The organism is Bradyrhizobium sp. McL0616 (assembly GCF_049993385.1).
Lineage (GTDB): Bacteria > Pseudomonadota > Alphaproteobacteria > Rhizobiales > Xanthobacteraceae > Bradyrhizobium.
This window is the reverse complement of the sequence record NZ_CP188255.1, coordinates 4851848-4872186: the sequence shown is the minus strand read 5'-3', so window position 1 is coordinate 4872186 and position 20339 is coordinate 4851848. Positions and strand designations below refer to the sequence as shown.

The window sequence follows — 20339 nt, the reverse complement described above, 5'->3', positions numbered from 1 at the left end:
CGAAGCGACACCCCGGAACAGTCGCCGCCAGAATCCCGGAGGTCGCTTCGCTCATCCGGGCTACGCGCCGTGCCCTGCATCAGCCTCCGTAAGACGCTGGATCGGGATTGTCTGACGGGTTCTCGAACGACTTCTTCAGCGAGGTCGGCAGCGGCACATGGAAGTTCAGGCCGCGCGGCGGCACCGGCTCCATGAACCATTTGTTGTAAATCTTCTCGATCTCGGGGCTCTTGTAGAGCTTTGCGGTCGCGCGATCGACCACCACCTTGAACGGCGCGTCGTCCTTGCGCAGCATGATGCCATAGGGCTCCGGATCCGAAAATGCGCCGGTGCTGATGGCGTAGAGCGACGGATCTTTCGAGCCGGCGATCATAGCCGCAAGCTGGATATCGTCCATGACAAATGCCTCAGCGCGGTCGGTCTCGACCATCAGGAATGCTTCCGGGACGTCCTTCGCATTCATCACGGTGATCCCGAGCGAGCGGGCCGCATTGGCCTTGTTGAGCTGGGTGATGTTGGTCGTGCCCGAGACCGAGACGACGGCCTTGCCCTTGAGGTCATCGACCTGGTCGAGCTTCAGCGCCTTCTTGGATACGAAGCGGCTCGCCGTGAGGAAATGCGTGTTGGTGAACCACACCTGCTTCTGGCGGTCGGCGTTGTTGGTCGTCGAGCCGCATTCGAGGTCGATGGTCCCGTTCGCCATCAGCGGAATACGGGTGGACGACGTGACAATGTTTTCGCTCACCTCGAGCTTGTCGAGCTTGAGCTCGGTCTTGATCTCGTCGACGATCTTCATGCAGATGTCGACGGCGTAGCCGACGATCTTCTGCTTGTCGTCGATGTAACTGAAGGGAACGGCACTGTCGCGTATCCCGAGTGTGATCGCGCCGGTGTCCTTGATCTTCTTCAGCGTGCCGCTCAACTCCTGCGCATGGACCGGCACGGCGAACGCTGCGGCCAGCACGGCCACCGTAGTGAGACAACGCATGTGCTTCCCTTCATCCTGTTTCCCTGCCGGGAGCCAAGCAATTCTGGGGCCAGAGAAGGTCCTGGTCGCGCGGATGGTCTGGAAGCAAGCCTTGTCAGGCCTCACGGGGAGAGGGGACCGTCACCGAACCGTCATCGACGGTACTGCGCGCTGGGGCGCAGGCAGAGCGTCAATTCTCGTCGCTGCTCGATCCCTCGCGCTGGTCGGGCTTGACCACGTCCTCGGGCAGCGCGTGTGCGACCGGCTGCGTGGCGCCGGCGATTTCCGGGCCGATCTCGCGGCCGCGGGCGCGGATCAGGCGCTCGTAGGCGGAGACCAGGGTGGCGTAGGGGCTGACCCAGATCCAGCCGTCGCGGGTGAACACCTGGACGTCAAAATGCAGGTGCATGGAGGTGCCGGCGGGATGGTCGAGATAGTTCGAGACCACGCCGATCCTCTCGCCCTCGGCGACGATACGGCCGTTGAGCAGGCCATCCGCGTTCATCGCCTGCGGGTTCATGTGCATGTAGCGAAAGCGAATGTGCTCGGTGCGGCTGTTGACCTCGAGCGTTGCGGCCTGGTCCTTGGAGGTCCTAATCACAATGGCATCGCGCACCGCAACGACGCCGCGCTGCTTGGGATCGCAGGGTTCGCGGCCGTCACCGGGTGACGGGCAGTCGGCGGCGCGGATGTCCTCGCCCTGATGGCCGTAGCCGCCGCCGCATTGCCAGACTTCAAAGCTGCGGGACTCGCAGAAATTGTCGCGCCAGGGATAGGCGGTCGGGCCGTCATTCTTGTCGCGTTTGGCGTAGGATTGCGAATGCACGAAGGCAGGCGTCTTTTCCAGCGGAAAGCGGATCTGCGCATAGGCCATCACGTCGGGATGGCCGCCCTGCTTGCGATAGCCGGTGTTCGGGATGATGTCCCCGCTCGGCCGGTAGCTGAAGTCCGCCGAACGTTCCGCGGGACGATCGATGATGTCGGAGGCAACATCCATCAGCGGCCGCAGGCGCTGGCCACCGGCAACGTGCAGCGCCTTCAGGAAGCGCTCGGCAACGGGGTAGGCTTCCTTGCAGGCGAGCCGCCGCGGTTTTGCGACGCTGTCCAGGCACTGGATGGACACGACATAGGCGACGCCGAAACGGGAGAAGGCGTAGCGGACATAACCTTCGCGGATGAACTTGCGCAGGTCCGGATAGATTGCCGCGAGCGGCTTGACCGGCTCGCCCTTGCCGCCGGTGGGGTCGGCGATGTCGTAGACGAGCGCCGATCCCGTGATTTGCACCTCGACCGGTTTTGCGAAGGTGCGCGATGGCATGCCGTCGCCGGCACCGGGCTCGAATGAGAAGCTCGCGCTGTAACCGGCAGCGCCGGCGTCGAACATATCGACGGGGTTGAAATCGGCCTGGTAGCGCGACAGCGACAGGCTCGATGGTGCGCCGTTGCGCTGGGCTTCCAGATAGGCGCCGGCATCGAACGGCAGGAGGACCGGAACGGCGCTGCGCGCGATGCCGGTGAAGAATTGCGAGGAGACCGCGTTGAGCTGCACCAGCGCCGGCATCGCTCGAGGATCGTAGCGCGGCACCGAACGGCGCGGCACGAAGATGAAATCGCCCGCGATCTGGGGGCGGCTGTTGATCTCGGTGCGGAGCTGGTCGAGCGCTGCGCGCCAATCGACGCGCAGGGCCGTGAGCGAGGGGCTGCGGATTTCGTCCGCAGAGAGCGGAGTGGCGGCGAGGAGCGAAAGCGACGCCAGAAGAAGCGAGACGAAGCGGAAACTTGTCCTACCCACTGTCTCGCCCCCGGCGGCCACCTGTCCTGATCCCTCGCTTAGTCCTTGGCGCGCTCGGAGTAGGAGCCGTCTTCGGTCATCACCACGATGCGGGTGCCGACCGCGATGTGCGGCGGCACGGTGGTGCGCACGCCGTTGGAGAGAATCGCGGGCTTGTAGGAGGAGGACGCGGTCTGGCCCTTGGTCACGGGCTCGGTCTCGACCACTTCCAGCGTCACGCGCTGAGGCAACGCGATCGACACCACGTTGACGTCGTGCGTCGACAGCTTGACCGTCATGCTCTCCTGGAGATAGGCGGCCGAGTCGCCGATGACGTCCTTGGACACCTGGACTTGATCATAGGTTTCCGGGTTCATGAAGTGGTAGCCGTCACCATCTTCATACAGGAAGGTGAAGTTGCGATCTTCGATCGTGGCCTTCTCGACCTGGTCGGTGGTCTTGTAACGCTCGGAGATCTTTACCCCGTCCGAGATTCGGCGCATTTCGATCTGGCTGACCGGGGTGCCCTTGCCGGGGTGGATGTTCTCGGCGGTCACGACGACATATAGCTTGCCGTCTTGCTCGATCACGTTGCCCTTGCGAATAGAACTGGCGATGACTTTCAAAGCGATATTTCCTGCTTGCTTGGTCCGGCACCGGCCAGGACGTGGTCGAATTGATGGGGGACCTGGGGCCTCAAATCAGACCTCGGCGCCCGTTTCGGGCCGCAACATACGCATTTTGTCGTTGAATGCCAGCATTTTGCTGGCCTGCGGAGCGGTCGCCTAATGGTTGGGGACAAGCCGATTTCGCCATTCTGGTCCCCCTCGCGGCACCTCGATCGGCGGCCGTTCCTCCAGGCGCGGGGGGCCATCACCGGGGCCTTGCGGGCCTTTTTCGCCGAACAGGGCTTTGTCGAGGTCGAAACCTCCGTTCTCCAGGTCTCCCCGGGCAATGAGACCCATCTGCATGCTCCGCGGACGGAGATCATGCGTCCCGACGGCAACCGTGCCAGGCGTTACCTGCGGACCTCCCCGGAATTCGCCTGCAAGAAGCTGCTGGCGGCCGGCGAGCCCCGGATTTTCGAATTCGCCCGGGTGTTCCGCGATCGCGAGCGAGGCGACCTGCATTTGCCGGAGTTTACCATGCTGGAATGGTACCGGGCCGATGCGCCCTATGACGCGATCATGGCCGACACCGTTGTCGTCATCGCCCGGGCGGCGCAGGCCGCCGGAATCGGAACCTTCTCCTTCCGCGGCCGGACCGCCGACCCTTTCGCCGAACCGGAGCTGCTCACGGTCGCCAACGCCTTCGAGCGATTCGCCGGGATCGACCTGCTTGCGACCATTTCGGGCGACGAGGGCGACCGTGCCGCCCTTGCCACCGCGGCCGCTGCCAAGGTCCGTGTCGCCGGGGACGACACCTGGTCGGACATCTTCAGCAAGGTTTTGGTCGAGCATGTCGAGCCGCATCTGGGGCAGGGGCGTTTGACCATTCTGTTCGAATACCCATCTCCAGAGGCGGCGCTGGCGCGCGTCAAGGCGGATGATCCGCGGGTGGCCGAACGGTTCGAGGTCTATGCCTGCGGCGTCGAGCTTGCTAACGGCTTTGGCGAGTTGACCGACGCCGAGGAGCAGCGCCGCCGCTTCACGGAGTCGATGGCGGAGAAGCAGCTTCGCTACGGCGAAGCCTATCCGCTGGACGAGGACTTTCTCGCTGCGGTAGCTGAGATGCCCGAGGCGAGCGGCGTCGCGCTCGGCTTCGACCGGCTGGTGATGCTGGCAAGCGGCGCATCGCGAATTGATCAAGTAGTGTGGACGCCGCCTGCAAATGAAACGTTAAGTGACACATGACGAAGACCAACCTTGCACGCACACTCCGCGAGCCGGCCGAGCTCGTCGCCGAGCACCTTGCGCCCGCCTCGGCGCTGCCGGCGCTCGAACGCGTCGCCGCGCGCTATGCAGTCGCGATCACGCCGGCGCTGGTCGAGCTGATCGATACGTCCGATCCCGCTGATCCCATCGCGCGCCAGTTCGTTCCGACCGCAGCCGAGCTCGAGGTGCAGCCGGGCGAGAACGCCGATCCGATCGGCGATCATCCGCATTCGCCAGTGCCGGGCATCGTGCATCGCTATCCAGATCGCGTGCTGTTCAAGCTCGTTCACGTCTGCGCGGTCTATTGCCGCTTCTGCTTCCGCCGCGAGATGGTTGGCCCCGGCAAGGAGAACGCGCTCTCGGACAACGCCTATCGCGCGGCGATCGACTACATCCGTTCGCATAGCGAAATCTGGGAGGTGATCCTGACCGGCGGCGATCCCCTGATGCTGTCGCCGCGGCGCATGAGCGAGATCATGGCCGATCTCGCCGCGATCGATCACGTCAAGATCATCCGCCTTCACACCCGCGTGCCCGTGGCGGACCCTGCGCGCATCAGCGACGAGATGGTCGCCGCGCTGAAGGTTACGGGCGCGACCGTTTGGGTTGCGCTGCATGCCAACCATGCGCGCGAGTTGACGGAGGCGGCGCGCGCCGCCTGCGCACGGCTCGTCGATGCCGGAATTCCCCTGGTGAGCCAATCCGTGCTTTTGCGCGGCGTCAATGACAACGTCACCGCTCTGTCGGATTTGATGCGTGCTTTCGTCGAATGCCGGATCAAGCCCTATTATTTGCATCACGGCGATCTCGCGCCGGGCACCGCGCATTTGCGCACCACGCTAGCGCAGGGGCAGGACTTGATGCGGCAGTTGCGCGGGCGGGTGTCGGGACTGTGTCAGCCTGACTACGTCATCGATATTCCCGGCGGCGCCGGCAAGTCGCCGGTGGGGCCGAATTATGTATTGGCGGTGCAAAATACCGCAGCCGAGGCGGGTGATACGGTGATGGAAACGCGCTATCGTATCGTGGATTATTGCGGCGACGTTCACCTCTATCCGCCCGAGACTGAGCGGTGACGGAGGAGACGAAGGTTTGAGGACTGGAGGTACGAAATGAAGAGGATCATTGTGGCCGCGTCGCTCGTGGCCTTGCTCGGCAGCGCAGCGGTCGCGCAGACCGGCACCAAGGGGTCGACATCCGGCGGCGCCACGTCCGGGTCGTTGCCGGAGGCACCGGTCGGTCATCGTCAGCCGCGGGCCGGTGATGTGCCGAACGAGAAAAATTTGAACGACCCGAATAATCCCGTGAACAAGGAAGACGCGGCGCTCGACAAGAAGATCAAGAGCATCTGCCGCGGCTGCTAGGCCGTGGCAGCGGCGGGCAGGGCGCGAACAGCATCGCCCCGCCCGCTTTTGCCTCAGCTTACGCGGAACGCTCGTGCAGCCCGGCGCGCTTCGCGTTGCGCCGGATCTCGACGGCGTCGGCGAGCTGCTCGAGCACCGTTGCCGTGGTCGCCCAGTCGATGCAGCCGTCAGTGATGCTCTGGCCGTAGGTGAGCGGCTTGCCCGGCACCACGTCCTGACGGCCGGCGACGAGATTGCTCTCAATCATCACGCCCATGATGCGGTCCTCGCCGCCGGAAATCTGGCCGGCGATGTCGGCCGTGACCAGCGGCTGGTTCTCCGGCTTCTTGCTCGAATTGGCGTGGCTCGCATCCACCATCACCAGCGGCGCGACGCCGGATTTCGCCAGCTCGTTGCAGGCCTCCGCGACGCTTGCCGCATCGTAGTTCGGCTTGCTGCCGCCGCGCAGGATGATGTGGCAGTCCTCATTGCCGGCGGTCGAGGCGATCGCCGAGCGGCCGCGCTTGGTCACCGCCATGAAATGATGCGGATGCGAGGCCGATTTCACCGCGTCGGCCGCGATGCGCACATTACCGTCGGTCCCGTTCTTGAAGCCGACCGGGCAGGACAGTCCAGAGGCCAGCTCGCGATGGATCTGGCTCTCGGTCGTGCGCGCGCCGATCGCGGCCCAGGACACGAGGTCGGCGATGTATTGCGGCGTCGTCATGTCGAGGAATTCGGCGCCGGCGGGCAGGCCGAGATTGTTGATGGCCGACAGCACGTTGCGCGCCAGGCGCAGGCCCTTGTTGATGTCGAAACTGCCGTCGAGGCCGGGATCGTTGATCAGGCCCTTCCAGCCGACCGTGGTGCGCGGCTTCTCGAAATAGACCCGCATCACGATCTCGAGCTGGTCGGCGAGGTCTTCGCGCAAGCTCGCGAGACGCTCCGCATATTCGAGCGCTGCCTTGGGATCATGCACCGAGCAGGGGCCGACCACGACCAGAAGGCGGTCGTCCTGGCCATTGAGGATGGAATGGATCGCGTTGCGCGACGCCATCACCACGCGCGTCGCGGTGAGCGTGCGCGGGACTTCCCGCATCACCTCTTCCGGCGTGCTCAGCTCTTTCAGTTCGCGGATACGAAGATCGTCGGTCGTGCTCAGCACGGCGGGCTCCTGTCATTTTGAGAACCTGCCGGCCAATAAAAAAGCCGCCAGGTCTGGCGGCTGTTCGGACGTTTGCTGCAATGTGTCAGATTGAGCGCGATCCTCCCGCCGCCAGCGAGCTGTCGTAGGTAAAATACCAAAAATAGCTGGTGGCGACGGTGATCATGGAGCGTCATATAGCGTCCGATTGGCGGGTTGTCACCCCCCAATCGGCCTGGCAGGCGACAAGGCGCCTTAACTGTTGCTGTTGCGTGCCGCCAGCGCCATGCCGATCAGGGTGGCGCCGCCGAACAGGAGGTTGATCCCGACGAGGACGCCGATGGCCCATTCCGCCGAGCTCGGCAATCCCGTGATCACCATGAATGCGATTGCGATGTCGACGAGGCCCGAGATCAGCAGCCACGACCAGCGACCGCTCATCTCGCGGCGATGCTCCAGCGCGTACATGATGGTGGCAACGCCCTCGGCGAGGAAATAGGCGCCGAGCACGATGGTCAGCGTCAGCACGGCCTGCATCGGCCGCGCCAGCAGGAGCATGCCGGCAAACACGGCCAGCGCAGCCGAAATCAGCGACCACCAGAAGCCCGGTGTGCTGCGCGCCCAGTAGGTCACGATCAGCCCGCCGATGCCGCTGATCAAAAACATCCAGCCGAGGATGATCGCGATCGCAAGGCTCGCGAGCGGCGGAAGGATCAGTGCGGCAATGCCGAGAACGGCGAGCAGGATGCCTTCGAACAAAAAGGCCTTCCAATGCGCCTTCACCGCCTGGCTCATGGCGGATTGCAGCCGTGAAAAATCCTCTGGCGATGTCATGGTGGCCTCTGCGTCGTGGGAAGCGGATGCGGCTCAATCTAGTATGTGCGCAGTGCGCTGGCCATCCCGTGACTCACCCGCCGCCGTGCGCAGACGAAAAACCTCCGCCGCTGGTGCGGATACGGTTGCGGCCGAGAATGTAGATCGCGGTTGTGACGATCAGCAGCGCAAGGCCGAGCAGGATCGAGGTGAGGCCAATCGGGATCAAAGCCAGCGTCAGATTGCGCTCGGGATTGATCAGCCAGTGATGGATCGAGGTGAGCACGAAGGCGAGGCCGAGGAAGCCGACGCCGCCACCGGCGAGCAGCAGCGCCCACATCCGGCGCAGCTGGCTAAGCCGCTCTCGCGCGACATCGGTTCGCGGCGCGTGGTGGCGGGCGACGCGCCGCACCAGGCGCATGGCGAAGGCAATCGAGCTGAAGCCGATCAAAAGGCTCGCCGCGCCGAGCCACATCCGCAGCGTCGGGTCGAGATCCGGCATTCGTTGCAGGGTGAGAAGCGGGAAGTCGAAGGCTGAATGCAGGGCCAGCGGACCCGCCAGCATCAGCAGCCGGCTGGAAAGACGCGCCCAGTCGCGATGATGGCGGTTCGCGCCCAGTGCCGTGCCAGCGCGCGCGATCGTGAGATACGCGCCGGCGATGATGCCGAGCGCACCGTGGAACGGCACGGTGAGCACGCTGCGCAGGGCCGCAAGCGACCGCCACATCTCGGCGTGCTGCACGAGATAGGCGAGGTTCTCGTAGGCCGCAAAGCCGAGGCCGACGGCGGCGCCATAGACCACGGTGTCCATCGGATTGGCGAAGGTCCGCCGTTTGGTCGAGGAGACCAGCACGATGGCGATCACCTTGACGGCTTCCTCGGGCAGCGCGACGCCGAAGATCGAATGCATGGCGAGCGCGGCCCAGGGATTGTCGGGCGCAGCAACCATTTTGGCGAAGGGGGCGCGGGCGAGACCGAGAAGGGAAATGCTGGCTGCGCCGAGCAGGAAGGCGGTCCAGACCTGGGCCGGCGGCCCCGGGCGTTCCTCTGCGGCAATAACGAGCCACAGCATCAGCAGCGCCGGGGCGATGGCGGCCGTTCCGATGACGGTGGGTAACGCTTCAATCAGGTACATCGGCGTCGAAAATAGGTTCCCTTGGCTGGCTTATCCACTTCAACCGATGCGACCATGTGTCATGCGCTTGCTGTCGCGTCGCCTAACAACCGCGACAGATTCCGTTCATCCGCGCCGTCACCATGGCATCCTCGGCACTCCGCGAGTCCATGTTCGTCTCGGAGTTGGCCTGCGACTTCGAGGTGGGCGTCCGGTTTGGTGCCGTTACGGCGGCAAGGGGCGGGGTGGTCTTGTCATAGCAGGCGAGCCGCGCCGCAGGCTCGGCAATAGTCCGGCATTCCAGTGTCTGGGCCAATGCGCTTCCGCTCGTCGTAAAGGCCAGAAGTATCAACGCAAACAATCGCATGACGGGACCTGTTCGAAATGAACGGCAGCAACCGCGCGCCCCATATCAGGTCGCGATTGATGAGCTAGATCAAAGGAATATGAAGGTTTCTTCGATTCACGATGCACGTGTCCTGACCGCAAGTCCAGTGGCCGCATTGACGGTACGCCGACAACACCCGGGGTACGAGACCCGCCTAGTCACGCTTCGTTGTGCGTCGGCGAGGTGACGGGGCGCGGCGGCGGGCGCGGGCCTGTTCCAATTCCCAGAACGCGCGGATCAGGCACGAGCCCAGGCAGAAGGCGATCACCAGCAGCAGGAAGGTTTGGTCGGCGGCGGCAAGATGGGTCATGCCGCTGATCAAGCAACCGGCATGCCATGCCTTCCTGGGCTGTTCTGCGCCTGGCGATCAGTGCCTGGTGAAGGGCGGTGGGGCATCGGGTGCGACGTCAAAGGCGCCGAGATGGAATTCCCCGCCCGCGGCCTCATTCGGCATGGCATTCTGTCCGAGCACCGTGAATGCCGCCTGCGGATATTGCTGCCAGATCGCGAGGTCGCCGGCGGTGATGGTGAGCCAGCCGAACGTGTACATGTAGCGTCCGGGTTCGGTGACCCGGCCGACCCTGTCCCAGGTAATCTTGTCGACTGCCATTCGGTCCCCCGATCGCGAGTCTGCAAATGAAGTCTGGCATGAGGCACAGACCTTCAGAAGCTGATCCCGCAATGGGGCCGCGGTAGGGCAGCGATGCGGCGGCAATTCAGGCTGGCTGAGGCACGACCGAGCGCACGATCAGACGTGAAAGGTCGTCGCGCTGCTGCTTCTCGGCGAATTTCACCGCAAAGCCGCTGGCAAATTTGCGGATGACGCGCCCGACGCAGGCGCCAACCGCGAGCGCCGTTCCGATCGGAGGGTCGTATTCGCAGGAAACCGCGACGCCTGCCGTGGAGACGTCGACGATGAAGCAGGGATGGGTGCCGCCATTGGCGAGCGTCAGGAACGTATGCGAGGCCTGAGGCACGAACCGCGCGTCGCGCCGCAGGTCCTCGATGCTGGCGTCCTTCTGCTTTTTCTCGAGCCAGGTCAGCTTTTCCGACATCCAGGCGCGCCGCGCCCGGGTCATGTCGAGCTCCATCAGGAAGCCGGATTTCAGCGTCGCGCTGATCGTGCACTCAAACTCGCCAAAGTCCTGGAAGTAGGAGGTCACGCGCTCGCCGACCTTGCCGACGACCGGCACGTCCACGATCATGCGGAACGGCGAGACGCGCTTGGTCCGGCAGGCGAAGGAGCGGAGCTTGCCTTCGCAATCGTACCAGCGATGCAGCGAGTAACTGCCGCTCACCGTGACGTCCACTGCGCGCTGCCTGAGGAACTCTGAGACGGACATGAGCGCCAATCGTGTTTCGGATTATTTCCGTAAATTCCACGGTAGCGATCAAATTCTAAGCGAATGATACCCGAATTCAGGAGCAGGGGTAAATTTCCGGTTAATCATGACGTCGGTAGTAAACCGGGCGGGTGCCTTCGAAAGATGCGGGCTCTTTCGTTGCGTCAGCTGTCCCTGCAATTGTCGATGACGTCGTCGGCGCGGCGGATGTCGTCCAGCGTCCAGTTGCCGAGCAGCGTGATGACCGCTTCGCGGCGGTACTGATGGCGCTCGCGCCTGGAGCTCTGCCGGTAGTCGACGCCATCCTGCCGCGCCAGCGCGCGCGACACGATCGCGATCTGTCGCAACTGCTGCGGCTCCAAACGGCTCATCTGTCACCGCACATGCCGGCAGCCCGCGTTCTTCGGCGAGGTCGGTCCTTCGGGAATCGGGTCGCTTGAGGCTAGCTGGAGCGGCTTACGGAGACCTGACAGCGCCTTGGTCACGTAATGAAGGCATTGACCTGAATACGAGTGCTCAGAGGCCCGCGAGCCATCGCGTGATCGCGGACGTCGAATAGTCGAAGAGGATTAGGGGAGCGAGGAGGCCAAGGCCGACAACGAGCTGGATCGGCGTCCACGCCAGGCTGTCCGGCCCGATCCTGAGTCCGAACCACGGCAAAGCCCGTCGCATGATCACGCCCGCGATGGCTTCGACGATGGCGAGCATGAGGGCGGTGGCGCCAATGAAGGACCATGACCCGCTCGGAGGCATCCATGGCATCAGCCAGACCGGCGCGGAGGCTTGCCAGGATGTGAGCAGCGTTCCCCATCCGAACCAGGCCACAAAACATCTGACGATGTCGGGCCCGATCGCGTCGGGCTCGAACCGGATGCCGCTCTTCCGCAGCACCCATTCGATGAATTCGCCGTCCGTGAAAAAGAGAAAGGCACCGAGACACAGCGGGAAGCGCGATTGGAATGCGATCCCGATGAGGCCGAACAGGATCATGCGGGCGACGAAGTCGGCCACATAGTCCATGGTGCCGTTTTCCTTGGCGCCTTTGCGCGATGGCTCCGGTGTCGCGGCCTGGGGCTGCGGCCCGGATCTGGCGCGCGCCATGTGCTCCAGCATCCTGGCGCGCCGGTCCGGCGCGTGCTGTGCCGTGCGGTGCATCCAGGGCGGCGCCGCTGGCGCGGCCGAGGGGACGCCGGCCGGTTCGTCCGAGGTCGATTTGCGCTGCTCCATGAGCCGTAACCAGGTCTTTCAACATCCATAACGCCGTAGCGACTGCCACGGCCTTGCGTCCCGCGCGTCGCGGCTCTCTTCGGACATTTGTCGAAGGTGAGGGGCGGGAAGGTTCATGCCCGGCCGGCAGACTTTTTGCGGCCTGCGTCCTGCACGCACGTCCCGAAGAACGACTTTCGCCCTTACAGCTATGCGAAGCTCGCGGCGGACTATCCTTGCATCATCGTCCGCTACGTCTAGTTCAGTCGGGATTGCCTGCGCGAAGGTGCGGAGCAGCTTCCTCGGCCAATGATGGCTGCCGACAGGCCGGCGTCACGACGCCGAGTTGATCGCGTCGCGGATCGCGTGTTAGTGATCAATTCTATATCGTTTGGATTGATTTCATGCAGGCGGCCGATTTCAGCGCAACGCTGCAGAATTTGTTCGAGAAGGGCGTACGCTACGGGTCCGTCATTGACCTCGGCTGCGCCGATGGGCACTTCGTGCTCAACCATCTTTCGTGCCTCAGCGGTGCGGTGCCACTGAACGTCGACGCCAACCGGATCTATGAAGACTCCCTCAAGGCGATCAAGGATGCGCTTGGCGGGCACTATCGCATCTGCGCCATCACCGACCATGAAGGCGAGATCGAGATCACCGAGTCGGTGCACCCGTACTGGTCATCGGTGCGCCCGGCAGGCGACGTCTACTGGTCGCGCGTCAACGACCTCACGAAGGGCAAGGTCAAGGTGCCGGCGACCACGCTCGATGCGCTGGTCAGGGAGCTGTCGCTCAAGCCGCCGTTCCTGCTCAAGCTCGACGTGCAGGGCGCGGAAAAGGCCGCACTGACGGGCGCGCGTGATGTGCTGGAGAATTGCAGTGCGGTCGTGTGCGAGACCGACATCGACGACTTCCAGGACATCAACGCGATGCTGGTCGAGGCGGGGTTCTTTCTCTACGACCTGACGACGCTGCAGCGCCTGCGTGACGGAACGCTCGGCTGGTTTTACCCGGTCTACGTCAGCGGCAAGCTTGCGCATCTCAAGCCGCAGGCATTCTGGGAGCCCGGCGACAACGCAGCGGTGATCGGCGTGCAGGAGACCCGCCGCAAGATGATCCTCGAGCAGAACAGGAAGATCCTCAACCGGCTGCGCTACGGATCAAGCGACGTCAGCCGTAACGATCCCTGTCCCTGCGGCTCAGGGCAGAAATTCAAGCATTGCTGCGGCAGCTACTGACAGGATGGCGCTCCCTAGCGGAGCTCTCTCCACCGTGAAAGGGTTGGAACAACGTCTACAGGTATATACGGATGTTGCAAATAGCCCAATAATACCAACGAAATTGACTACTTAGAACCACCGGCGTCTATTGACTTAAACGCACATATATTGGACATTTATTGGACACGGCCTCGCTTGCCGTTCCAAGGATATCCATGGCCCGCACCGTCCGAGATGCCAACCTCGAGAGCCGAACGGCCCGCAGCCGGCTCAAGGCGCGCGGTAAGCCCTACTTCCGCACTTTGGAGCCGGGACTGCATCTCGGATATCGGAAGCCGCTGAGCGGGGCCGGAAAGTGGCTCGCCCGTCACTACGTCGGCAATGCGAAGTATGAGGTCGAGACGATCGGAGTTGCTGACGATTTCAGCGATCCAGACGGCGTGGCCATCCTCAGTTTCCCGCAGGCGCAGACACTGGCGCGGTCTCGGATGGTAGATCGCGCACACGCAGCCGTTGGCAAGACCAAGCCGCTTACTGTGGCTGATGCCATCAAATCCTATGTCGAATTTCTGGAAACGAACCGAAAGTCTGGCCGGGAAGGGCGCTACGCCGCCGACGCTTTCATACTGCCAGCACTCGGAAAGACTGAGGTTGCGGCGCTAAGCACGGATCAAATTCAGGAATGGTTAACGAAACTGGCCAAGGCGCCCGCTCGTATTCGGACGAAGCAGGGGCAAGAGCAAAGGTTCAAAACGCAGACGCATCCCGAGAGTAGCCGGCGCCGGAAGTCGACCGCAAACCGGATCCTCACGGTCTTGAAGGCAGCACTGAACCGTGCCTGGCGCGGCGGAAAGGTTGCCTCGGATATAGCATGGCGCCGGGTCGAGCCGTTCGAGGGGGTGGACTCAGCGCGCATTCGCTATCTGGATATGGATGAGGTTAAGCAGCTGTTGGATGCGTGTTCGCCTGCTTTCCGGCGCTTGGTCCGCGGCGCTCTCGAGACTGGCGCGCGGTACGGAGAGCTTTGCGCGCTTACGATATCGGATTTTAATCCGGACAGCGGCACGGTTGGCATCAGAGAGTCGAAATCAAACAAGCCGCGGCATGTCGTGCTGACCATTGAGGGCACGACGTTCTTTGCTTCGATTTCCAAGGGACGACCCGGTGACGAGGTGCTTTTTCTCAAAGACGATAGCCAGCCCTGGCTCCGCGATCACCAAAAGGATCCGATCGCCGAAGCCTGTAAGGCGGCGAAGATCAAGCCGGCGAATTTCCATGTATTGCGACACACTTGGGCGAGCCACGCCGTCATGAACGGCGTGCCCCTGATGCTTGTCGCGAGGAATCTCGGCCATAAGGACACGCGCATGGTGGAAAAACACTATGGGTACTTGGCACCGTCCTACATCGCCGACGCAATCCGGTCAGGCGCGCCGCGCTTCGGCGGGTAACGAATTGTACATGAATATCAGTGAGCCTTTATAGACGATAGCGGGCTCAAACCCCCTCGCGACGCTCAGACCGCCGCGCCGACGTTTACAGCTGCTCAGACCAGCACAATCCCACATATCGAACCAATTCGCGAGCGCGCCCTTTGCTGGGCCGTCGCTTGCATACGGAGACCAACATGCGCTCCTATTCCATTGATCAATGGTGTGAACTGCACGGTCTTTCGCGACCGTTCTTCTACAAGCTTCAGAAGCAGGGTGAGGCGCCCAAGACGTTCCCGGTGGGCCGGTGCGTACGGATCAGTGAGGAAGCGAATGCGGCTTGGGTGACCGCGCGCGAAGCGATTGCAGCCTGAAACGAAAAACGCCCCGGTCGATGAGACCGAGGCGGGGATATTCGAATTGCGTTGCAGCCTTTCGGTATCACCGTTTCGCGGTTTTAGCAACTATCTTCATCGATCGGGTCCTCAACCGCCGCATCGAGCGGCATGGAGACCCATATGTCTAATCACGCGAACGCCGGCTCGCCCGAATGGGTGCCGCTCACTCCTGAAATCTTCGACCGTCTGTATGACTGCTACTGCGGTTGGATCGACGACCTGACCGAGATCCGTGAGCGCATGGGAGCGCTGCGTAAGGCTGTCTCCAATGGCTGGGTCGCGGACAAGATCAGTCATCGAAACCTAAATCGGCTTAATGCCAACGATAAGCTTATCGCGCTCAAGCAAATGGACGTCGCGAGGACGGTGCTTACGTGCGCCGAGTTCGAAGCGCGACTGTTTCTGCCCGGCGATCCGAATGAAAGATTTATCGCAGGAATGAACGCTGTGGGCGAAGCGCGGAGGCCAACCGCAGAGCAAACGGAGGCTCTCCGCCGCGGTATGCTCGAGGGGCGGATACCGTGGCCAGTCGGCTCTGAAAGGCAGATGCTCCGCGCAATCTTGGTCGATATGCTTGAAAGCAAGAAGGCCCGGCACTGATGACCGATACCGATTTAGATCGCATTGAGGCGATGATTGAGCGGCTCAATAAACCGCCGTTGCCACACAAGGCCGAGAAAAAGAAGGTTACCGCACCGCCGCTGCCCTATGGGGCGGCCAACTCTCTCATGATGATGCGACCCGCATGGCACCACGAATGCCAAATCGATGCGAAGGGCGGCATTATCGCCAACTTGGCCAACGCCGTTACGGCGATCAAAGGTGCGCCGGAATTGGCCGGCGCGTTCGCTTTTGATGAGATGCAACGGATCCCGATGCTAGTGGGGTCAATCGGTGACGGCACCACGATTCCGCGGCCGATCACAGACGCCGACGTCATCCGCGTTCAGCATTGGATGCAGCATGCGGGGATCAAGCGCGTCAGCAAAGAAACCGTCGGCAGCGCGGTGACGATGTATGCGGATGATCGGTCCTATCACCCCGTTCGGGACTATCTCGACGGACTGCGGCACGATGGCATTCCGCGCCTGGACACTTGGCTCACCACATACCTGGGTACCGAATCCACCCCATACACCAGCGCTATCGGTCGCATGTTCTTGATTGCAATGGTGGCGAGGATCTTCCGGCCGGGCTGCAAGTGCGACCACATGCTGATCTTTGAGGGGCCACAGGGGGCGATGAAAAGCTCGGCATGCGGCGTACTGGGGGGCGGGTGGTTCAGTGATGCCATGCCCGATCTGAACGTTGGCAAGGATGCGCAGCAGCATCTTCGCGGCAAGTGGCTGATCGAAGTGTCGGAAATGCATGCCATGGGACGGGCCGATACGGCGCTATTGAAGGCATTCATTACGCGGACGACGGAGAAGTATCGGCCCAGCCACGGTCGCCTCGAAGTGATCGAGCCCCGTCAGTGCGTGTTCGTTGGCACAACGAACCGGGACACGTACCTACGCGACGAGACAGGCGGGCGACGTTTCTGGCCCGTCAAGTGCGGCCATATCGATATTGCGAGACTCGCCGCTGACCGCGACCAGCTCTTTGCGGAGGCCGTGCAGCGCTACCGTAACGCCGAGCAGTGGTGGCCAACGAAGGATGAGGAGCGCAAGCTGATCGCGCCCCAGCAATCGAACCGGTATGAGGCGGACGTCTGGGAAGAAAGCATTGCTGGATACCTTGTCGACAAGACGGAGGTGACCATCAGTGAGGTGGCCAGGGTCGTCCTGCGTATGGAGACGGGCCGGGTCGGGACCGCTGAGCAGCGCCGCATCGGTGCAGCGCTCGAGCGTCTCGGTTGGGAGCGCGGAAAGCCGACTGCGACGCGCCGACCATGGCATAGGCGCCAATGACGGATGACGCACTGTGACGCACTTACCAGAGACTCCACAGAGAATTTGTTAGAATAGGGGAAGGGGAATGCGCGCGTGGGGGACTCTATGCAAAATGCGTCATTTGCGTCATTGATTGCGGTGCCCCTGGCAATAAACAAAGGGCGGAAATCAGGTTTCGGGAGGAATACGCGCGCGCTGGGGATCCCGCGCAATACGGGAGAGGCGCCTATAATAGGCCCGGATAGGGAGTTTCGCGACCAGTATGCACGCGTGAGGAATTCTCGGAGCAATACGCGCTGCGAGTTTCGCCCGCAGTATGCACGGGCGCTAGCGCGCGAGGAATTTCCGCGCAATACGCGCTCCGCGCGCGAGGACTGGCTAATGTACATCAGGAAATGTCAGGGCTGCATGACAGGAAATGACAGGGTTGCGGCGCGAGGGCGATCGAGTTTTTGCATGCCCTAAAGCGAGCCCTTGAAAAACAATCAAGTCAATCAAGCCCGCGCAAGCGGGCGCTCTTCCTTGCTTACTTCCTTGGAAAATGCACCACCTGACGCCAACTTATTCATTTTCCCGCCGTGGCAGCCGCACTTGGCTTTGAAGGCACCAGGGCCGTGAAAGCGCTTTGCAAGCGGCACCAGATCCCGGTCGTCCGACTGAACCAGCGTCAGTTTGCACTGCGGGCGTCGGACTATTCCAAGCTGCTCTCACGCGCGAGTGGCCAGGCGGAGGCCGCAGCGCAATACAATAAAGTCCCTTAGCCTAAACGGCATCATGATCTTGAGTGTTAGAAGGTCATCGCTTGGTACCTAATTTGACCATCTCTGCCGAATGCTCCCGGAACATTGCAATCCGCTTGCTAGTGAACTCTGCAACTAGGCTGGGAAGTTCAAGGGGCGACCTAATCGTTGCCAGCCTTTGGGCGTACTCGATTGCAAGTTGCATGTTGGCTTGTGCCATTTTCAGCAACAGCGCTTGATAAGCCCGCAAGTTTGCCCTGGCCGACGACAAAAAATCAATCTCTCTCTTTGAATCACTCTCTGTCACCTGGAAAGCAGTCTCCGGGGTCCCAACAAAAGGCGGCGGATTATCAATGAGGGTGTCCTCTTGGGAAACCCGAAAACGCTTTGTGGGCGGTTCGTTCGAGTCTGCGGCAATGAAATGCGAAGCACTCGCTTTCGGACTTCTGACAATCGCTTGAGCAGCCTGTTGGGCCTTCGCGACTGTTTTCGGGCCGCGGGTATGCTTCGAGGTCGCTGGTTTGCGCTTGGTCATTTGACACTCCAAGGACGGTTGGTCGGCCCCTCGGCGAGACGTCAACATGCTGTGCATCGTAACGTTCCGAACGCCACCTCGCTCACCGTCGAGGGCACCCGATTGCCCCTAGGAACAGCGGCTGGCATTGAGGGTTCCAGATGGATTCGCCCAGCTTTCTTCTTGCGAACGGTCCTCTGCGGACGGACCTTCTCAGGCCACACCTCAAGCTGACAGCAGTGGTGTGACAGGCTCAGTGCGACTCGCTGCTGGGGGCCTTCCGCTGTGGTTGTCCGAGATCGTGAGGTGCCAGGACTCGTGGACGACCTGGTTGTCGCCGAGCGTCGTCAGGACAGCGTCGTCGACCGCGTAGTGCCACGCGATGTTGCCGAGCGCGCCGAGCGTGAGCAAGGTTGCGCTCGCTTCAGCCGGATAAGGTACCGAAAGGTTTTGAGTAGATTAGGCGGAGGGCGGCTTCAACGACGACTTTTCTCCGTCTAACCAATCTTGCTCTTCCGCCAAAGCGCGCCATGCGGCTTCCATTCGCTTGAACCGATTTCTGTCCGGCTCATTTTCAGCCGCTTCACCCATCTGAGCGCAGTTGGCGGCGTTCAGTCGGTATTGGTCGGCCGTCGTCATTTCTTCACCATCGGCTGATCAAGGCGAGCCCCGCGAAACTCTGTCGGCCCCTTGGTTAGCCGTCGTCGGCGCTGGGCCTGTTCTTCCCGCGGTGCAGCGGGATCGATAATCTTTTCGATCACCTTTGTGGCGAGCTCCTGAGCGCGCAACTTTCGGTCGGGCTTGCCGGCGGCAGGCCGCGCGGGCGTCTTTACGGTAAGTCCGATCTCGACCAGCCGTCGGATGGCCTCGGAACGGCTTAGCTCGCGCGCCTCACCCCAGGCATCAACCTCCGCTGTTACGTCGGCAGGCAGACGAACAGCGCTGACGGGATCCACCCCGCCAGCCTTCTTTGGCCGTCCCCGCGATTTTTTGTTTACGGAAATTGATCTCTTCATAATTTTAGTTTACAAGAATTCGAGCCGAGACGGAAGCAGCAACTTCCACTCGGCTCTAACCTCGACTACAAGGGACGGAAATCCAAATGACCCAGGCTGACCGCGTGCATAGCACGCCACGGGCAAACTCGCCCATAGAACGCCCAACCGAACCCGTGGATTCGTTGACCGCTCAACCTGCCACCAGACAGCCGGAAAACGGCGAACGCACCAGCGAGTCCCCCAAGCCCGTTCAGGCACTATCCAACATCTTCGCCTTCCCCGCGGGCGGCCGACGCGAACCTTTGGACATTCCCTCCCTCGACCACGCATAGCCGCTGGTCGTCGGCGCCGAACCGCCGCGACCCGAACATGCACACCTTCGTGTTTCGGAGCTGATCGTGAGGTCAACTGACAGCGATCTCGTGCGCGACGTGGCCTGCGATCTCTCCAAGGCACGCCGCGGCTCGGGCAAAGCTGCTCACGGCGGCCGAGAGCAGGCTGAGCGCCGCTATAGCTGCAGCGCGGGAGGGCTGAGCCATGGCAAAGGCAAAGCAAAAGCCCAGTCGCCGGGCTGTCACCCGTCGCCGCAATGTCGCCAGACGGCTTAGCAAGCGCGAGGAGACGCCTCTTGGCCGGCTGGGCACAGACGGCGCCAGCAGTCCGCGCAACATCAACGGGCGGCTGTTGTGGCTCGCGATTGAATGGGCCTGGAAACGCCTCCCAAGGTCGGGCGGACCATGTCGGAAAAGCTGAGTGACTACTGCCGGGATAACCGGATCAGCTTCGACTGGATGCTCACCGGCTGCCTTAAGGGCTTGAAGCAGATGATGGACGAGCGCCGCGGTCGAGAGACGGTCGCTACGCAGGCCGCAAACATCGCGGCGAGATACGCGCGGTTATCGCCAGCGCAACAGATGATCATCACGACAGAGATCAGGCGCATCTTGGCGGAGCGCGACGAATGAAGAGCCGGCGCAGACTGCACAGGAAGCGCGACCGGCAGCGGCTGGCGGCTCACGCCAAGCGGTTGAGGAAACGGAGCTGAGACAAATACGCCGCCGGGCTCAAATACAGCGTCCCGGCGGCGGTGTTCATTCCAGCCCCGAGATGGAACTAACAAAAATCCCGGATACTAGTAGGACGAACAGTGCCGGGAAAGGTTTCCGCGGATGCAAATTAAAGGC

23 protein-coding genes are annotated in these 20339 nt (G+C 62.3%); 9 read left to right on the top strand and 14 right to left on the bottom strand.

Annotated features, from left to right (window positions below):
• Positions 1-79: 79 nt before the first annotated feature.
• The 3 genes from ACPPVR_RS23810 to efp form a co-directional block, all read right to left on the bottom strand.
• Positions 80-988 carry an amino acid ABC transporter substrate-binding protein gene (locus ACPPVR_RS23810; RefSeq protein WP_426609010.1) on the bottom strand — a complete coding sequence of 303 codons (909 nt, stop codon included), beginning with the start codon at positions 986-988 and terminating at the stop codon, positions 80-82.
• Between the two features lie 169 nt (positions 989-1157).
• Complete coding sequence (locus tag ACPPVR_RS23805; protein WP_426609009.1) at positions 1158-2780, bottom strand: M23 family peptidase; 1623 nt, start codon at positions 2778-2780, stop codon at positions 1158-1160.
• Positions 2781-2797: 17 nt separating this feature from the next.
• Positions 2798-3364: an elongation factor P gene (gene efp, locus ACPPVR_RS23800; RefSeq protein WP_426609008.1), complete on the bottom strand. Its 567-nt coding sequence runs from the start codon at positions 3362-3364 to the stop codon at positions 2798-2800.
• A gap of 162 nt (positions 3365-3526) precedes the next feature.
• Here efp and epmA point away from each other — a divergent pair, with 162 nt between their 5' ends.
• From epmA to ACPPVR_RS23785, 3 genes are read left to right on the top strand one after another with little or no spacing between them, the layout of a single operon-like run.
• Positions 3527-4591 carry an EF-P lysine aminoacylase EpmA gene (gene epmA, locus ACPPVR_RS23795; protein ID WP_426609007.1) on the top strand — a complete coding sequence of 355 codons (1065 nt, stop codon included), beginning with the start codon at positions 3527-3529 and terminating at the stop codon, positions 4589-4591.
• Positions 4588-5688, top strand: a complete 1101-nt coding sequence (locus ACPPVR_RS23790) for a lysine-2,3-aminomutase-like protein (protein WP_426609006.1) — start codon at positions 4588-4590, stop codon at positions 5686-5688. The genes epmA and ACPPVR_RS23790 overlap by 4 nt, the downstream gene beginning before the upstream one ends.
• Before the next feature lie 36 nt (positions 5689-5724).
• A complete protein-coding gene (locus ACPPVR_RS23785) occupies positions 5725-5976 on the top strand; it encodes a hypothetical protein (RefSeq protein ID WP_426609005.1) in 252 nt (83 codons plus the stop codon).
• A 58-nt stretch (positions 5977-6034) separates the two neighbouring features.
• On the opposite strand, the gene ACPPVR_RS23780 is transcribed toward ACPPVR_RS23785, so the two are convergent.
• The 8 genes from ACPPVR_RS23780 to ACPPVR_RS23745 form a co-directional block, all read right to left on the bottom strand.
• A complete protein-coding gene (locus ACPPVR_RS23780) occupies positions 6035-7120 on the bottom strand; it encodes a 3-deoxy-7-phosphoheptulonate synthase (protein WP_426609004.1) in 1086 nt (361 codons plus the stop codon).
• A gap of 234 nt (positions 7121-7354) precedes the next feature.
• Positions 7355-7933, bottom strand: a complete 579-nt coding sequence (locus ACPPVR_RS23775) for an HdeD family acid-resistance protein (protein WP_426609003.1) — start codon at positions 7931-7933, stop codon at positions 7355-7357.
• A 73-nt stretch (positions 7934-8006) separates the two neighbouring features.
• Complete coding sequence (locus ACPPVR_RS23770; protein ID WP_426609002.1) at positions 8007-9047, bottom strand: PrsW family glutamic-type intramembrane protease; 1041 nt, start codon at positions 9045-9047, stop codon at positions 8007-8009.
• A gap of 521 nt (positions 9048-9568) precedes the next feature.
• Positions 9569-9724: a hypothetical protein gene (locus ACPPVR_RS23765; RefSeq protein ID WP_426609001.1), complete on the bottom strand. Its 156-nt coding sequence runs from the start codon at positions 9722-9724 to the stop codon at positions 9569-9571.
• Between the two features lie 57 nt (positions 9725-9781).
• A complete protein-coding gene (locus ACPPVR_RS23760) occupies positions 9782-10024 on the bottom strand; it encodes a hypothetical protein (protein ID WP_426609000.1) in 243 nt (80 codons plus the stop codon).
• A gap of 106 nt (positions 10025-10130) precedes the next feature.
• Entirely contained in the window at positions 10131-10757 is a 627-nt protein-coding gene (locus ACPPVR_RS23755) for a PilZ domain-containing protein (protein ID WP_426608999.1), read from the bottom strand.
• Positions 10758-10921: 164 nt separating this feature from the next.
• Positions 10922-11128: a hypothetical protein gene (locus tag ACPPVR_RS23750; RefSeq protein ID WP_426608998.1), complete on the bottom strand. Its 207-nt coding sequence runs from the start codon at positions 11126-11128 to the stop codon at positions 10922-10924.
• A gap of 145 nt (positions 11129-11273) precedes the next feature.
• Positions 11274-11984 carry a hypothetical protein gene (locus ACPPVR_RS23745; RefSeq protein ID WP_426608997.1) on the bottom strand — a complete coding sequence of 237 codons (711 nt, stop codon included), beginning with the start codon at positions 11982-11984 and terminating at the stop codon, positions 11274-11276.
• A gap of 383 nt (positions 11985-12367) precedes the next feature.
• On the opposite strand from ACPPVR_RS23745, the gene ACPPVR_RS23740 reads away from it, so the two are divergent.
• From ACPPVR_RS23740 to ACPPVR_RS23720, 5 genes are all read left to right on the top strand, one after another.
• Complete coding sequence (locus ACPPVR_RS23740) at positions 12368-13201, top strand: FkbM family methyltransferase (protein ID WP_426608996.1); 834 nt, start codon at positions 12368-12370, stop codon at positions 13199-13201.
• Positions 13202-13398: 197 nt separating this feature from the next.
• Positions 13399-14634 (top strand): tyrosine-type recombinase/integrase, encoded by a 1236-nt coding sequence (locus ACPPVR_RS23735; protein WP_426608995.1) that lies wholly within the window; start codon positions 13399-13401, stop codon positions 14632-14634.
• Between the two features lie 176 nt (positions 14635-14810).
• Entirely contained in the window at positions 14811-14987 is a 177-nt protein-coding gene (locus tag ACPPVR_RS23730; RefSeq protein ID WP_426608994.1) for a helix-turn-helix transcriptional regulator, read from the top strand.
• Between the two features lie 144 nt (positions 14988-15131).
• Positions 15132-15611, top strand: a complete 480-nt coding sequence (locus tag ACPPVR_RS23725; RefSeq protein ID WP_426608993.1) for a hypothetical protein — start codon at positions 15132-15134, stop codon at positions 15609-15611.
• Positions 15611-16921, top strand: coding sequence for a VapE domain-containing protein (locus ACPPVR_RS23720; protein ID WP_426608992.1), 1311 nt, complete (start codon positions 15611-15613; stop codon positions 16919-16921). Before ACPPVR_RS23725 ends, ACPPVR_RS23720 begins: the two co-directional genes overlap by 1 nt.
• A 777-nt stretch (positions 16922-17698) precedes the next feature.
• On the opposite strand, the gene ACPPVR_RS23715 is transcribed toward ACPPVR_RS23720, so the two are convergent.
• The 3 genes from ACPPVR_RS23715 to ACPPVR_RS23705 all read right to left on the bottom strand — a co-directional run bounded on the left by ACPPVR_RS23715 (position 17699) and on the right by ACPPVR_RS23705 (position 19113).
• Positions 17699-18178 (bottom strand): Phasin protein, encoded by a 480-nt coding sequence (locus ACPPVR_RS23715; RefSeq protein WP_426608991.1) that lies wholly within the window; start codon positions 18176-18178, stop codon positions 17699-17701.
• A 438-nt stretch (positions 18179-18616) separates the two neighbouring features.
• Positions 18617-18796 (bottom strand): hypothetical protein, encoded by a 180-nt coding sequence (locus ACPPVR_RS23710; protein WP_426608990.1) that lies wholly within the window; start codon positions 18794-18796, stop codon positions 18617-18619.
• Positions 18793-19113 (bottom strand): ribbon-helix-helix protein, CopG family, encoded by a 321-nt coding sequence (locus ACPPVR_RS23705; RefSeq protein ID WP_426608989.1) that lies wholly within the window; start codon positions 19111-19113, stop codon positions 18793-18795. The genes ACPPVR_RS23710 and ACPPVR_RS23705 overlap by 4 nt, the downstream gene beginning before the upstream one ends.
• A gap of 779 nt (positions 19114-19892) precedes the next feature.
• Between ACPPVR_RS23705 and ACPPVR_RS23700 the strand changes: the two genes are divergently transcribed.
• A complete protein-coding gene (locus tag ACPPVR_RS23700) occupies positions 19893-20120 on the top strand; it encodes a hypothetical protein (protein ID WP_426608988.1) in 228 nt (75 codons plus the stop codon).
• Positions 20121-20339: the final 219 nt, after the last annotated feature.